Genomic DNA, 13,690 nt, shown 5'->3' with positions numbered 1-13,690 from the left:
TGGGCACAGTGTCATCAGTTGTGATCATTGTTCTGATAGCGGCAGTTGCCGTAGTCGTGGCCGGCGCGCTCTTCGCGGGTGTCGGCAAGCCCGGCGGTGGAGGCGGCCTCAGGCGCCGCTTCGGGCCCGAGTACGGGAGGGTGCTCGCCCGCCACAACGGCGACACCAAGGCGGCGGAGCGCGAACTGACCGCCCGGGTACGCGCGTACGGCTCCTTCACGCCGCACCCGCTTCCGCCGCAGGTGCGTGAGCAGTACCTGAGCCGCTGGACGGCGGCGCAGGAACGCTTCGTCGAATCGCCGCGGCACGCTCTCGCAGAGGTGCACCAACTGCTGGGCGGCCTGGCTCAGGCGCGCGGCTTCCCCGGCCCGGAACGCCATGGCGAGCACATGGACGCGCTCTCCGTGCACCACCCTCATCACATCGAGGGCTACCGGCGGATGCACGCGGCGGCGACGGCGGGCACGGCGGGTACAGAGGGCACGGCTGGTGCTCCCGGCACGGCCCCAGCCGTCGGTGCGCCGGGTGCCGCGGGTACGCCGGGTGCTCCGGGTGCTCCGGGTGCTCCGGGTGCGGAGGCCGCCGCCGGTACCGAGGACATGCGTGTGGTCATGCTCCAGGCCCGGGAGTTCTTCGACGTGCTGGCCACCGAGCACCCCGAGCCGAAGGCCGGGCGGGCCCGGTGGACCGGCCGGGCGCCGCAGACGGCCCGTCCGCTGACCCACGACGGCACAGCGGGCCCGGCCCGGGGCCTCTTCCCCGGCCGCCGTCCCACGAAGGGACGTGAGGCGTCGTGACGTCCCGCGAGACTCACCGCGGCTCCGCCGATCCGGGCTCGTTGCGGGGCACCCCGGCCGCCGCCAACCCGCCCGCGGTGCCGCCCGCTCCGCCGGGAGCACCTGCCGACCCGGCGGCGACCGGTACGGGGCCGGGCCACGGCCTCGTACCGCCGACGGCGGAACAGCGGCGGCGGACCCGGTCTGCCGCCGCCCGGCAGCACTCGGAGGAGGACGGCGCCGCCCCGCTCCTGGACCGCGACGAGCGCGACCGCCTCACCGCTCGCCTGCACCACGCCGTCAGCGGCTTCGTGGACGGGCCGCGGCGCGCGGTCGAGCAGGCGGACGACGTCTTCGACGAAGCCGCACGCCATCTCGAACAGGCCCTGGCCCAGCGGCGCCGCGCACTGCGCGAGCCGTGGCAGCACGCGAACGGCCCGGGGCGCACCGGAGGAGCCGGGCGACCCGGCCGGCCCGGACTCCGAAGCGGGAACGGAGCAACTTCGCCTGGCCCTGCGCCGGTACAAGCAGGCGACGGAGCGGTTGCTGAGGCTGTGAAGCCGGTGGCCCTCCGGTCACCCACCGTTGTCAGTGCCCTCTGCGAGGGTGAGTTCATGGCGATCTCATCCGGCGAGGGCTCCCACTCGAAGACCGTCCACGGGTCGACGTACGAGCAGGCCCGCGTACGCGCGGACGAGGCTGCGGGCCTGCCGTATGAACGGCCGGCGCCGCCCCCGCCACCGGGGTGGCACCGTTTCGATCTCATCCACTGTCCGCCGGTGGAAGTGCCGCCGCTCGACGACCCTCGTTTCGCCGCTCTCCGGGTGAGCCCCCCGGAAGGCTGCGTCGCCGCGGACTTCGGGGCGTACTTCGGGCTGAAGTGCGAGCGGCCCGGGCCGAGGCTCCTGGATGCGGTCGCCCAGGTGTGCGCCGAGATCAGATCGGAGCACGGCTTGCAGATGACCGATCTCGGGATCCAGAAGATGTGGGAGTGGTGCAGCGACGGTACGGATGGGTGGGGGGCGGAGATCGTCGGTCAGTTCCTCCTCATGGCCGCGGACCGCGGCACGGAACTCGGCTACAGCGTGGAGGACTTGGTCGCGTTCCTGCGCAAGTCCTCCGGCGGGGCTTCTTCAGCACGCCAGGTCAGCCCTCCGTGACGCGGGCCAGCGCGCCCGATTCGAGTGCCGTCCAGATGGCGCCGTCCGGGCCGGGCGTCAGGCCGTGCGGTTCGGCGTGCGGGGTGTGCAGCGGGGTGTCGGTGAAGGTGCCGTCGGGGGTGATGCGGCCGATGCGGCCCGTGCCCCATTGCGTGACCCAGCACGCTCCGGCGGCGTCGACGGCCACCGCGTGAGGACGCGCGGACGGGTCGGGAAGCGGGAATTCGGTGATGTCCCCGGAGGCGGTGACGCGGCCGACCGCGCCCGCGCCGATCTCCGCGAACCACACCGCGCCGTCACGGGGATCGGCGGCGATGCCCACCGGCGCGGCGCCCTTCGTCGGCAGTGGGAAGGACGTGATCTCGCCTGCCGTGGTCATCCGGGCGACGACGTCTGCCTGGTTCAGCGTGAACCAGAGCGCGCCGTCCCGCCCCGCCGTGATGGCCGAGGGATATGCGCCCCGTACGGGCAACGGGAACTGCGCCGTCTCCCCGGACGTGGTGATGCGGCCGATCCGGTCCGCCCCGGGCTCGGTGAACCACAGCGCGCCGTCCGGCCCCGCGGTGATCCCGTACGGGCTCGACTCCGGTGCGGGCAGGGCGAATTCGCACGTACGGCCCTCGGTGTCCATGCGGCCGATGCGGTGGTCCTTTGTACGGCAGAACCACAGCGCGCCGTCCGGCCCGGGAGTGATGACGGTGGGGCCGCTGTCCGGGGCATGGAGCGGGTGGAAGCTGAACTTCCCCGCGGGCAGCTCAAGTCGGCCGATCACGCCCGTGTGCACGAGGGTGAACCAGAGGGCGCCGTCAGGTCCCGCCGTGATGCCGTACGGGCCCGCTCCCGCGTCGCCGCCGTCCGCCGGTATTCCGGTCTCTTCCACGATCAGCGTCTTCGTCACGCCTGCTCACCCCGTTCTTCGAGTACCTGTACTTGTGTGTCCGCTCCGGATACTTGTGTGTCCGTTCCGGATTCCAGCTCGCCGCCGTGCATGCGCACCCGGGCTCCCCTGAAGCGGCGTGCGAGCGTGCGGTCGTGGGAGACGACGACGAGGGCGCCCCGGTACGAGTCGAGCGCCCGCTCCAGCTCCTCGACGAGCGTGGGGGAGAGGTGGTTGGTCGGCTCGTCCAGGAGCAGCAGTTCCGTACCGGCGGTCAGCAGCCTCGCGAGGGCGAGCCGTTGCCTCTGGCCCACGGAGAGCCGTCCGACGGGGACTTCGAGGGTCTCCTCGCGGAACAGGCCCAGGGACAGCAGCCGTTCGCGGTGCTCGTCGGCGCTGCCCGCACGGCCGGCCGCGAACGCGGCAAGGAGGGAGCGGCCCCTGCCGTCGCTCGCCTCGTGGAGCTCCTGGGCCAGCAGCCCGGCACGTCCGCTGAGACGCAACGTGCCGCTGTCGGGGCGCAGTTCACCGGCGAGGAGGTGGAGGAGGGTCGACTTGCCCGCGCCGTTCGGGCCGTGCACGAGAAGCCGCTGCCCGTGTGCGATGCGCAGTTCCGGAACGTGGAGGCGGTCGCCGACGCGCACGTCGTGCAGGGAGGCCCGGATCGCGTCGCCCCCGCCGTCCGCCTTGTCCGCTCCGGTGCCGCCCGTGTCGTCGGTGCCGTCCTCGCCGCGGGTGCCGGACGTTTCGAACTCCCCGTTGAAGCTGAGCAGTTCGGGCGGCCGGGGCACCGCCTCACGGTGCAGTCTGCGCAGCCGTTCCTGCGCCTGCCGGACGCGGCTCGCCACCGAGCTCTGCACGCGCCCGGCGTCACGCGCGTAGGCCATCTTGTTGCCGTCCTTCATGCCGCGTCCGGGTGCCACACGGCGTGCGGTGGTGGCGATGGCGCGCTCGGCCTCCCGTACGGCACGGCACCAGTCCTCGTACGCCTGCTCGTGACGCTGCCGCACCGCCGCCTGCTCCTTGAGATAGCTGCGGTAGCCGCCGCCGTACCGGGTGACGCGGCCGTTCTCGACCTCCACGATCGTGCCGGCGACCCTGTCGAGGAACATCCGGTCGTGGGAGACGGTCACCACTGTGCCGCGGTGTGCGCGGAGTTGGTCCTCCAGCCAGCTCAGCGCGTTCCCGTCGAGGTGGTTGGCGGGTTCGTCGAGCAGCATCAGCTGCGGCGCGGAGGCCAGCAGGCAGGCAAGGCCCAGCCGCGCGCGTTCGCCGCCGGACAGGCTCGCGAGCTGTCTGCCGCGGTCCGTGGCGCCCAGGCCGAGTGCCTGCAGCGCCCTGTCCGTACGGGAGTCGGCCACGTATCCGCCGCGGGCCTCGTACGCGGTGAGCAGGTCGCCGTACTCGGCCATCCGCTCCTCGCTGAGGTCGGACTCCAGCTCCCGCAGGCGCCGTTCCATGGCCCGCAGCCCCGCGAGCGCGTCGTCGACGACCTCGCGCACGGTGCGGGTGCCCGGCGGGACCGGCGTCTGGCCGAGGTGCCCCACACCGCCGCCGAGGGCGCCGGCGGGAACGGAGACGGTCACGGTGCCGTCGTCCGGCGGTTCCTGACCGGCGATCAGCCGGAGGAGCGTGGACTTGCCCGAACCGTTGTCACCTACGACGGCTACGTGTTCACCGGGTCTGACCGTGAGCGAGATCCCGTCGAGCACGGGGCGTCCGGCATACGACTTCGTGACGTCCTTGAGCGTGAGCTGGGCGGGCAAGGCGGTGGACCTCCGGGGCGCGGGGCGGCGGCTGGCAGGGCGAGTGCGCCGGGACGGCGGTGTGTTCCCGGGCCTGGACTCGGTCCATGTCTGCTGCACTCCCTCGAGGTCTCTGCCTGATCTGTGTCTCGTCCGCGTCTCCGCGGCTGCCGGCGTCGTGTCCGGCGCCGCTTCAGGCGTCCTGCAAATGCGACAGTGTTGCGTTAAGGTGAGCGTGACACAGGGGGTGCGACCATGCAACGCGATTACCTGGGCGGCCCTTGACGCCCGGCACGAGCCCCGGGCACGGGCGTCACCGGGAATCCACGCCTCCCGAACCGGAGCCCGGGCCTCCCGAACAGGGACGTACGCGCCCCGGCGGTCGTACGGCACGCACGCGCGAGGCCGTGCGGGAGGCGACGCTCGCCGAGATCGCCGACCAGGGCTACGGCGGACTGACGGTCGAGGGTGTGGCGGCACGTGCGGGCGTGCACAGAGCCACCGTCTACCGCCGCTGGCGGAACGCCGCCGGGCTCGCCGCCGACGCCCTCGATCTCGCCTCCGGTGAGCCGTGGCCCGTGCCCGACACCGGCGACGTCCGCGGCGACCTGCGGGAACTCACCTCGCTCGTGGTCGCGCACTTCAACGACCCGCATGCCGGCACAGTCTCGCGTGCGCTCGTCTCGGCCGCGGTCCACGACGAGGTGACCGCCCGCGCCCTCCACGGTTTCCTCGCCGCCCGTCACCGCCGGGCGGCGTCCGTCGTCGTACGGGCGGTGGAGCGAGGGGAGCTGCCGGAGGGCACGGACGGGGAGGAGACCGTACGCGCGGCCGTCGCCCCGCTGTACTACCGGCTGTTCATCTCGGGCGAACCCGTCGACGCGGAGACGGCGGCGCGGGCCGCGGAAGCTGCGCTCGCCGCGGCCCGCGCCGGGGTGTTCGTTGAACCGGGGTGTTCGTAGAAGGGTCCGCCCGGGCCGTTCCGGTTCCGGACTGCCGGCCCCGGTCCGGCCCCGGCTGCCCCTTACGGTCAGACGCCGGCCGGCTGCTTCGGCTCGCCGCCGCTCCCGCCGCCCCCGCCGTGACCGCCGCCGCCCTCGTCCTCGATGCCGCCGCTGTCACCGTCGTCGTCCTCGTCCCGCGTGCCGGTGGTGCGCATGGCAGGGCGGGCGTCCTGCCGTACGGAGGGCGACCCTGCCGCGACGACCCGGCTCGGCGCCGCGGCGGTCTCGTCCCCGGGACCGGCGTTGAGTTCCGTCAGCATCTGCTTGCTGAAGCCGAAGAAGTACGTCACGAGGAAGCCCGCCAGATATCCCGTGCCCATCCCCAGCGCGTAGACGGCGGCTACGGCGCCGAGCCCCTGATTGCCCTTCAGCAGCGGGAACAGAGCCCACCCGGACGGGCCGATCGCGGTGGAGCCCACCGACGTGCCGAGCTGGTGGAAGAGCCCCACGGCACCGCCGCCGACGGCTCCTCCGACGCAGGCGGTGATGAAGGGACGGCCGAGCGGCAGCGAGACCCCGTAGATCAGCGGCTCGCCGATGCCCATCACCCCGGCGGGAAGCGCCGACTTGATGGTCTTACGGATCGAGGTGTTGCGGCGCAGCCTGACGTATACGGCGATCGCCGCACCGACCTGTCCGGCGCCGGCCATCGCGAGGACGGGAAGCAGGACCGTGAAGCCGTCCTGCTCGATGAGCGTGGTGTGGATGGGGATGAGCGCCTGGTGCAGCCCGAGCATCACCAGGGGCAGGAAGAGACCGCCGAGGACGAAACCGGCGACGCCTCCGCCGTGCAGGAGCAGCCAGTCGGCGAAGTGGCCGATGCCGGTGGAGACGAGCCCGCACACGTACATCAGGCCGAAGAGCGTGACGAGGCCGGAGACGAGCACGGTGACGGTGGGCGTGACCAGTACGTCGACTGCCTCCGGCACCCGGCGGCGGCACCACCTCTCCACGTACACCGCGAGCAGCGCCGCGAAGAGCGCGCCCAGCACGCCGCCCTGCCCGGGCGCGAGCTTCTCCCCGAACGCGGAGACCTTCGAGACCCCGGCGAAGACGATCACGGCGGCGGCCGCGCCGCCGAGGACGGGCGTACCGCCGAACTCCGCGGCCGTGTTGATGCCGACGAACACGGCGATGAGCGACATGAACCCCGTGGAGATCGCCGTCAGCGCCGGGACCATCCCGGATGCCCACTGGGCGCTGCCGCTGCTGACCAGGTTCGTCAGGATGCCGTTGATGCCGGCGACGATGCCGCAGCCGATGAGTGCCGGGATGAGCGGGACGAAGATGTTGGCGACCCGGCGCAGCATCTGCTTCACCGGTGTGGCGTTCTTACGTCTGCGCGCGGCACGGATCGCGTCGCCCCGCTCGGCCAGCTCGCCTGCGGTGACCGGGGACGGGCCGTCGGCGGTGCCCCCACCGGCCGGCGGGCCGGCAGCAGCGGCCGCGGGACCGGCCGCCGTGGCGGCACTCGTACCGGCCGGCGTACCGGCGCCCGGGTCCTGCCGGGCGATGGCCTGGAGTTCGGTGGTGACCCGGGCGACCTTCCCCGGGCCGAGCACGATCTGGTACGTGTCGTCGTCCTCGACGACGCCCACCACGTCCGGCAGCGCACGGAGCGCGGCGTCCTGGACCAGCGAGCGGTCGGCCAGGCCGAGCCGCATCCGGGTCATGCAGTGGGTGACGGAGACGACGTTCTGCGAACCCCCCACGAGGGGGAGCAGAGCCTCGGCGATCTGGCGGTTCTTGTCTGTGCTCATGGGCGCGGTCGCTCTCTGGCGGTCCGGGGGGCCCGGAACGTGGTGCGGTCGAGCCAGTGCCCCTCCGGCACTGGCTAGCCGCAGGCGGCGGCGGCCAGCCGCTTGGCATCCACTGTCAGCCCTCGCCGCCCGCCGCGCGGAGCGCAGCTCGCAGATGACCGTCGGCGTCGTCGAGCAACCGGGCCGCGCTGCGGCCGTCGACGCCCGCGAGAATGATCAGAATGGCGTTCTTGACCTCGTCGCCCGCTTGGGTGAGAGCGGCCTCGATCGTCTCGTCCCCGGCACCCGTCGCGAGGGCGACGATGCGGCGTGAACGCGCGCGCAGCTTCTCGTTCGAGGCCCGCAGGTCGACCATCAGGTTCCCGTAGGTCTTGCCCAGACGGATCATGGTGATCGTCGACAGCATGTTCAGGACGAGCTTCTGCGCCGTACCGGCCTTCAGGCGGGTCGAGCCGGTGAGCAGCTCCGGGCCCACCACGACCTCGATGCGCAGATCGGCCGCGTCCCCCAGCGGCGAGTCCGCGTTGCAGGAGAAGCCGACGGTGAGCGCGCCGTGCGTGTGGCGCGCGTGCTCGACGGCGCCGACCGCGTACGGGGTGCGGCCGGACGCGGAGATGCCGACCACCGTGTCGTCGGACGTCAGCTGCAGGGCGTCGAGGTCGGCGGCGGCCAGCTCCTTGCTGTCCTCGGCGCCTTCGACGGACCTGCTCATCGCGCCGGGGCCGCCCGCGATCAGGCCGAGCACGTCGGACGGATCGGTGTTGAAGGTGGGCGGGCACTCGCTGGCGTCCAGCACGCCCATCCGGCCCGCGGTGCCGGCGCCCGCGTAGACGAGACGGCCGCCGCGCGCCATCCGTTCGGCGGTGGCGTCGATGGCGGCGGCGATCTGCGGGAGCTGCTCGCCGACGGCACCGGGCACGGTGGCGTCCTCACCCTGCATGATCCGGGCGATCTCCAGGGTGGGCAGCTGATCGATTTCGGACAGTTCGCTCCGGAACGCCTCCGTGGTCAGCGTCTCCAGCTGCGCACGCAGCTCGCTGTAGGAGGGGGGAGTGTCGGCGGTGGAGGTCATGGGGAGGTGGGGCTCTTTCTGGCTCGCGCGGACGCGGATGCGGATGCCGTTTCGGACGAGAACTCGGACTCGGGCAACGGACACGGACACGGTTCGGCACGGACGCGTGGTCCGGCCCGGATAACGGGCACCGACGCGTTTCGGACACGGGGCGCCTTTCGGACACTGACGCCTTTCGGGCGGGGACAGGGACACGGACCCGCACTCGGGTGCGAGTCCGGACGGCCGCGCAGCCGGCAGGCCGTGCGCGTACGTGCCTGCCCGTACCGGCAACCTGCCCGTCACCGACGACCAGCCCGGGCCGGGATCCGGACTGGAGGTGCGGGCTCAGCGCGGGCGCGGCGAGTGCCGGTGTGCGAGTGCCTCGTAGGAGGCGGAGAGCGCGGGGGCCGCGCTCTCGTACGTACGTTGGGCCACGCCGATGAACAAACAGTCAACGACGAGCAGTTGGCTCGTACGGCTCGACATCGCCGCCGGCCGAAGCTCGCTCTCGCGCGCCGTCGACGTGGTCAGCACGTGATCGGCGTACTGCGCGATCTCGCCGTCCGAACGCCCCGTGATGGCGATCGTCGTCGCACCCTGGTCGAAGGCGGCCCTGAGCGGTTCGATCACGTCGACCGTACGACCCGAATGAGTGATGGCTATCGCCACGTCACCGGCGCCGAGCTGCACCGCGGTGGTGACGGCCAGGTGGGGGTCGGCCTCCGCGTGCGCGACATGGCCGATGCGCAGCAGCTTCTGCGCGAGGTCCTTGCTGACGAGCCCGGAGGCCCCCACTCCGTACACGTCGACGCGGCGTGCGCCGGCGACGGCGGTGACGGCCGCCTCCAGCTGCACCGTGTCCAGGCCGGCGGCGGTGTCGGCGAGCGTCTGCCGCTCGTCGTGCGCCAGCTTGGCCACGACGTCCGCGATCGGGTCGTCCACCGCGATGTCGGCCGTGACGGACGGGGCCGCGCCGGACTCCTGCTGTGCCGCGAGGCCCGCGAGCGCGAGGCGCAGATCGCGGTACCCGGGGTAGCCGAGCAGACGCGAGGTGCGTACGACCGTGGCCTCGCTGGTCCCGGTGCGTTCGGCGAGCCCGGTGACCGTGAGCTGGGCGCACCCTGCGGGGTCGCTCGCGACGGTCTCGGCCACGCGCTGCATCGAGCGCGTCATGGACGGAGCCATGGTGCGCACCTTGGCGGCGAGAGCGCCGGGAGCGGGGGGTCCGGGCCGTCCGCCGGGCGCAGGGCGCGCGGCGGGCTGGGGTGCGGCGGCTGCGCCGCGGGACCCGGGGGTGTGGGGCGGGCCTGAGCGGGGTGTGCTTCCGGTGGGGGAGCCGCCGCCGGGTCTGGGATGCGTACGGCTGTTTCTGGCGAAACTTTCCTTCAGATACGTGGTCATCGATGGAAGATATTTTCCCGCCGTGCCCACGTCAAGAGGTGTGTACGTGGGTCCGTCATGGTTCCTTCTCCGGTTCTTTTCGCGGTGAACGCCGGTCCCGCGGGTGGCCGGGACCACCGCACAGCCCGTCACCTGTTTGGTGCAATGGAGGCATGGACCAGCTTGAGCAGACACTTCACACGGCCCGGGCCCTCGTACTCGCCGACCTCGAGGCGGGCAAGGTCGCGGAGGCGGACGTGGTCTCGCTCGTCGAGGAAGCGGTCTCGCACCGGAGGTGGTGGGTGGAGCAGTGGCCCGAGGGGATGGGCTTCGTGAGCGGCCTGGTCGCCCAGGACGTACAGGACGCCCTGCTCGACCGGTACGGGCGCTGGCCGCTGTGCCCCGTGTGCCTCGGCTCCGATCCGCATGCGCTGGAGATCGAACCCGCGCTGGGCGAGGACCCGCACTGGGTCTGCAGCGAGACCACGACGTCCGTCTGCCGCGTGGGAGCGCTGAACAAGTGGCTCTGACGGGACGCGGTCCGAGGGGGCGCGGTCCGACGGGACCGGCTCCGACGGGCAGGGCTGCCGGTGAGGGCCGGACCGCCGGCCGCGGGCGGCGGTCGGAGGCGCGGTGACCGTATACATCGACCCGCCCGTCTGGCCGGGCAAGGGCCTCGTGTGGTCGCACCTGGTCAGCGACGTCTCCTACGACGAACTCCACGCCTTCGCCGCCGCGATCGGCTGCCCGCGCCGCGCCTTCGACCGCGACCACTACGACGTGCCGAGCGCCCGCTACGCGGCGGCCGTCTCGGCAGGGGCGGTCGAGGTCGGCAGCAAGGAGCTGGTGCGGCGCCTCACCGACGCGGGGCTGCGCCGCCCGAAGAGGCGAGGGCCGTCGCAGCCGGGGCGGCGGCGGTCCGGCGACGGGCCCGCCGCTGTGTGAGCGAGGCGAGAGCCGTCGTGACGACGGCGCCCGCCGCGAGCGCCGCGCCGGTCCATGCCACTGCCTGGTATCCCCACCCCGCACTGATGACCAGGCCGCCCAGCCAGGGACCCAGGGTGTTGCCGATGTTGAAGGAGGACGTCGTGGTGGCGCCCGCGAGCGTCGGCGCGGCATCCCCGAGGTTGAACATGCGGGCGTTCAGCGCCGGGGCGGTCATGAACGCGGTGACGCCCAGCAGCAGCGAGAGCCCCACCGCCGCAGCCGGGATGCGGGCGAACAGCGCCAGCAGTGCCAGTGCGCCCGTCGATGCCGCGATGCCGCCGTACATCGTGCCGAACAGGTGCCCGTCCGAGATGCGTCCGCCGATCGCGGTGCCTATGAGCCCGCCGAGTCCGAAGAGCGCAAGGACCGTCGGAAGCCGGTTCTCCGCCATGCCGGCGACGTCGGTCAGCAGCGGGCCGAGATACGAGAAGACGGCGAAGACCGCGGCGGCGTTGAGGGCGATCGTGACGACGTTGAGCCACACCAGCTTGTCGGCGTAGATCCGCAGCTCGCGGCGGAGCCGAGGCCGGTCCGCGTCCTTCGCCGGCTCCGTACGCGGTACGAGCGCGATCACCCCGGCCAGCGCGACCGCCGACATGGCCGCCACCGCCCAGAACGCCGACCGCCACCCCGCGTGCTGACCCAGCAGTGAACCGGCGGGCACGCCCACGATGTTGGCGGTGCTCAGCCCGCCGATCATGACGGCCATGGCGCGGGCCCGAGTGTTCACCGGCACCAGCGACATCGCCACCGCCGCACCCACCGCCCAGAAGCCCGCGCAGGCCAGAGCGCTGATCACCCGGGAGGCGAAGAGCACCCCGTACGTGGGCGCGAGGGCACCCGCGACCTGGCCCAGCCCGAACACTGCCAGCAGCGCGATCAGTGTCACGCGGCGCGGCAGCCGCAGCGTGGCGGCCGCGAGGAGCGGGGCTCCCACGACCATCCCGACCGCGAACGCGGAGACCAGCAGCCCGGCCCGTGGAATGGAGACGCCCAGATCGCGGGAGAGCGGCTGGAGAAGCCCGGAGAGCATGAACTCGGAGGTGCCGAGCGCGAAGACCGCCAGGCCGAGGACGTAGACGGAAGGTGGCATGCGCTCGCGTGACCGGGCGGGGCGCGGGCTGACGCCGGCGCCCTCCCCGTTGCCGGCTCCTCCTGCTTGGTGCGGCACGGCCGGCGGCCCGGTGTGCGGCGCCGCGGAGGGGCCCGCTGTTTCGGCTGGCATCACACGCGTCAACCACGGGGCGACGGCCCGCATTCCGCGCTGTCACCCACGACCGGGTGCCGTTGCGCACCGGCGAGGGCCGGCCCTCCGGCCGCGGGCGGCGGCCGGAGGCGCCGTGACCGTATACATCGACCTACGGGGCGGCCGTCCCGGCCGGAGCGGTCGAGGCGGCAGCAAGGAGCTGGTGCGGCGCCATGCAAGGTGTCCGGCCTGAACAGTCAGCCACCCAGCCGCTCGTGCGTATTGCGGTGCGTCAAGGGCTCTGGCTCGTCGACTTCGCCCTCGCGCCATGCCTGCCGAGCTTTGCGCCAGGACTCGAAGAGCTTTGGGAGCTGTTCCAGCAGTCCTCTCAGGACGGCAATTACCAGGCCTAGAACTCCGAAAATTCCGATGATTACCTGGGTGATGTTCTCGACCACCGGACAACGCACCTTCCAGGGGTAGTGGTGATGACTCGGGGTGGGAATTCTGGTCGGTTCCACCCAGCCTTTCGGCCTGGCATTCGGCGATGACCCTGTCTCGCAGGGTGAAGCGAGTCCTCCTCACTCCTTCTTGAACCTATTGTTCACTGCCGAGTCGATCGTGGAACCATCATGTGGATCCAGGCAGCCGGCAACCAAGAGACAGGCGATGTCTCCAAGCAGTGAATACGTTGGGCTCTTCGGTACTTGCTCGTCGTCCTCCTCGTCCTCCCCCATCCACATACACATGGTCGTCCCGAGGTCGGCGCAATGCAGGATGCGGGTGAACGTCTGAAGCGGCAGGTCGTGGCGTAACTGCACGCCGCGCGCCTCGAAAACTTCGGCATACACCTCAGACCACAGCTTTTCGACCAGTGCCCGAGTCTCTCCGAGTGCCCGCTGAATTCCTTCATCGGCATCTGCGAAAGCAGTGAGGACTCCCTGGAGTCGATGCAGATCGCTGGCGAGTGCCTGCTGCTGGTTAAGGTAGGCAACTTTGCGAATGGCTCGCGCGATGTTTTCGTCGGTCTTCAGCTGTTCCAGTACTTCAGGGTTCCTTGCCTCGTGAAGGGCCCAGTGTTTGCGGTAGAGGGCATAGCTCAGAAGGTCCGCGATGTAGTCGTGTGCGATTTCCCAACGGGTCTCAAAGGTCTTGCGCGTGAATTCCTTGTCGGGGCTCCATTTCTTGTTGATGGCTTCTACGACCTGATTGAAAGCCAGCATCGACCTGATGCGGCAGTCTGGCAGATTCGATGACCCCCTGCCTTGCCCGCCGATCCCGATCAGCGGTTTATGGAATGCTCGTTCGAGCTGAAGCATGCCACCCATAATGCACAGGCGGGTCCTTGGGTCCTCGACCTTCTTGCGCCGGGCCTCTTCATCAGGGCCGGTCACGCGTCTGACGATCGGCCACATCGATTCTTCGTTCTCGTCCATTCGCCTAGAGTCCACCTCCCCGTTGCCGATGACAAGGGGAATCAATCCCCCCTGGTACCGGCATCACCATTGGGGCACTTGAGGCAAATGCGACGACGCAGCCGCCGCTGCAGCTGAGGGCTAATCGAAGACCAGTGCTCGGCGAGGGTTGGCGTCGTGATTTGTGCGGCTTCCTGACCCCTCCATCACCTGCTCCTGGGCAATGCGACATGACGGGACGGTGGCCCTGGCGGACCTGCCGACCGTACGCAGAGCTTTCTGGTCCCGTGAAATTCCCCTGTGTGATGCGGGCCCGTCAGTGGCTGTTCTCGGCTGGCTTGGTGAC

The 13,690-nt window shown here is 71.5% G+C and carries 13 protein-coding genes; 5 read left to right on the top strand and 8 right to left on the bottom strand.

The genetic code is table 11. The features are described 5' to 3' along the window. The first annotated feature begins 20 nt into the window (after window positions 1-20). Window positions 21-797 carry a hypothetical protein gene (locus tag AN215_RS29780; protein WP_171904157.1) on the top strand — a complete coding sequence of 259 codons (777 nt, stop codon included), beginning with the start codon at window positions 21-23 and terminating at the stop codon, window positions 795-797. Then, window positions 794-1,936: a hypothetical protein gene (locus AN215_RS30290; protein WP_245694366.1), complete on the top strand. Its 1,143-nt coding sequence runs from the start codon at window positions 794-796 to the stop codon at window positions 1,934-1,936. Before AN215_RS29780 ends, AN215_RS30290 begins: the two co-directional genes overlap by 4 nt. Here the strand turns inward: AN215_RS30290 and AN215_RS09490 are convergent. Together AN215_RS09490 and AN215_RS09485 are read right to left on the bottom strand one after the other, a co-directional pair. Continuing rightward, window positions 1,923-2,834, bottom strand: coding sequence for a Vgb family protein (locus AN215_RS09490; RefSeq protein ID WP_079122851.1), 912 nt, complete (start codon window positions 2,832-2,834; stop codon window positions 1,923-1,925). The two genes, AN215_RS30290 and AN215_RS09490, sit on opposite strands and share 14 nt — an antisense overlap. Further along, entirely contained in the window at window positions 2,831-4,579 is a 1,749-nt protein-coding gene (locus AN215_RS09485) for an ABC-F family ATP-binding cassette domain-containing protein (protein WP_070013038.1), read from the bottom strand. Before AN215_RS09485 ends, AN215_RS09490 begins: the two co-directional genes overlap by 4 nt. A 386-nt stretch (window positions 4,580-4,965) precedes the next feature. Between AN215_RS09485 and AN215_RS09480 the strand changes: the two genes are divergently transcribed. Next, entirely contained in the window at window positions 4,966-5,520 is a 555-nt protein-coding gene (locus tag AN215_RS09480; protein WP_070013039.1) for a TetR/AcrR family transcriptional regulator, read from the top strand. A gap of 68 nt (window positions 5,521-5,588) precedes the next feature. Here the strand turns inward: AN215_RS09480 and AN215_RS09475 are convergent, their stop codons facing one another. The 3 genes from AN215_RS09475 to AN215_RS09465 form a co-directional block, all read right to left on the bottom strand. Continuing rightward, entirely contained in the window at window positions 5,589-7,322 is a 1,734-nt protein-coding gene (locus AN215_RS09475; protein WP_079122849.1) for a PTS transporter subunit EIIC, read from the bottom strand. A gap of 115 nt (window positions 7,323-7,437) precedes the next feature. Continuing rightward, window positions 7,438-8,394 carry an N-acetylmuramic acid 6-phosphate etherase gene (gene murQ, locus AN215_RS09470; protein ID WP_070013040.1) on the bottom strand — a complete coding sequence of 319 codons (957 nt, stop codon included), beginning with the start codon at window positions 8,392-8,394 and terminating at the stop codon, window positions 7,438-7,440. A 327-nt stretch (window positions 8,395-8,721) separates the two neighbouring features. Continuing rightward, window positions 8,722-9,777 carry a MurR/RpiR family transcriptional regulator gene (locus AN215_RS09465; RefSeq protein WP_079122848.1) on the bottom strand — a complete coding sequence of 352 codons (1,056 nt, stop codon included), beginning with the start codon at window positions 9,775-9,777 and terminating at the stop codon, window positions 8,722-8,724. 152 nt (window positions 9,778-9,929) lie between these two features. Between AN215_RS09465 and AN215_RS09460 the strand changes: the two genes are divergently transcribed. Both AN215_RS09460 and AN215_RS28495 read left to right on the top strand, forming a co-directional pair. Then, on the top strand, window positions 9,930-10,286 hold the full coding sequence (locus AN215_RS09460) for a DUF8819 family protein (RefSeq protein ID WP_070013042.1): 357 nt from the start codon (window positions 9,930-9,932) through the stop codon (window positions 10,284-10,286). 103 nt (window positions 10,287-10,389) lie between these two features. Continuing rightward, on the top strand, window positions 10,390-10,701 hold the full coding sequence (locus tag AN215_RS28495; RefSeq protein ID WP_070013043.1) for a DUF4031 domain-containing protein: 312 nt from the start codon (window positions 10,390-10,392) through the stop codon (window positions 10,699-10,701). On the opposite strand, the gene AN215_RS09455 is transcribed toward AN215_RS28495, so the two are convergent. From AN215_RS09455 to AN215_RS09445, 3 genes are all read right to left on the bottom strand, one after another. Beyond that, window positions 10,613-11,836 (bottom strand): Cmx/CmrA family chloramphenicol efflux MFS transporter, encoded by a 1,224-nt coding sequence (locus tag AN215_RS09455; RefSeq protein ID WP_070013044.1) that lies wholly within the window; start codon window positions 11,834-11,836, stop codon window positions 10,613-10,615. The two genes, AN215_RS28495 and AN215_RS09455, sit on opposite strands and share 89 nt — an antisense overlap. A gap of 350 nt (window positions 11,837-12,186) precedes the next feature. Then, window positions 12,187-12,387: a hypothetical protein gene (locus AN215_RS29505; protein ID WP_139140707.1), complete on the bottom strand. Its 201-nt coding sequence runs from the start codon at window positions 12,385-12,387 to the stop codon at window positions 12,187-12,189. A gap of 123 nt (window positions 12,388-12,510) precedes the next feature. Next, the gene (locus AN215_RS09445) at window positions 12,511-13,365 is read right to left on the bottom strand and encodes a hypothetical protein (RefSeq protein WP_070013046.1); all 855 of its coding nucleotides are present in this window, start codon (window positions 13,363-13,365) and stop codon (window positions 12,511-12,513) included. Between the last annotated feature and the right edge of the window lie 325 nt (window positions 13,366-13,690).

This window comes from Streptomyces abyssalis (assembly GCF_001751365.1).
Lineage (GTDB): Bacteria > Actinomycetota > Actinomycetes > Streptomycetales > Streptomycetaceae > Streptomyces > Streptomyces abyssalis.
Note: the sequence above shows the minus strand (reverse complement) of the source record. Positions and strands in the feature narration are given on the sequence as shown.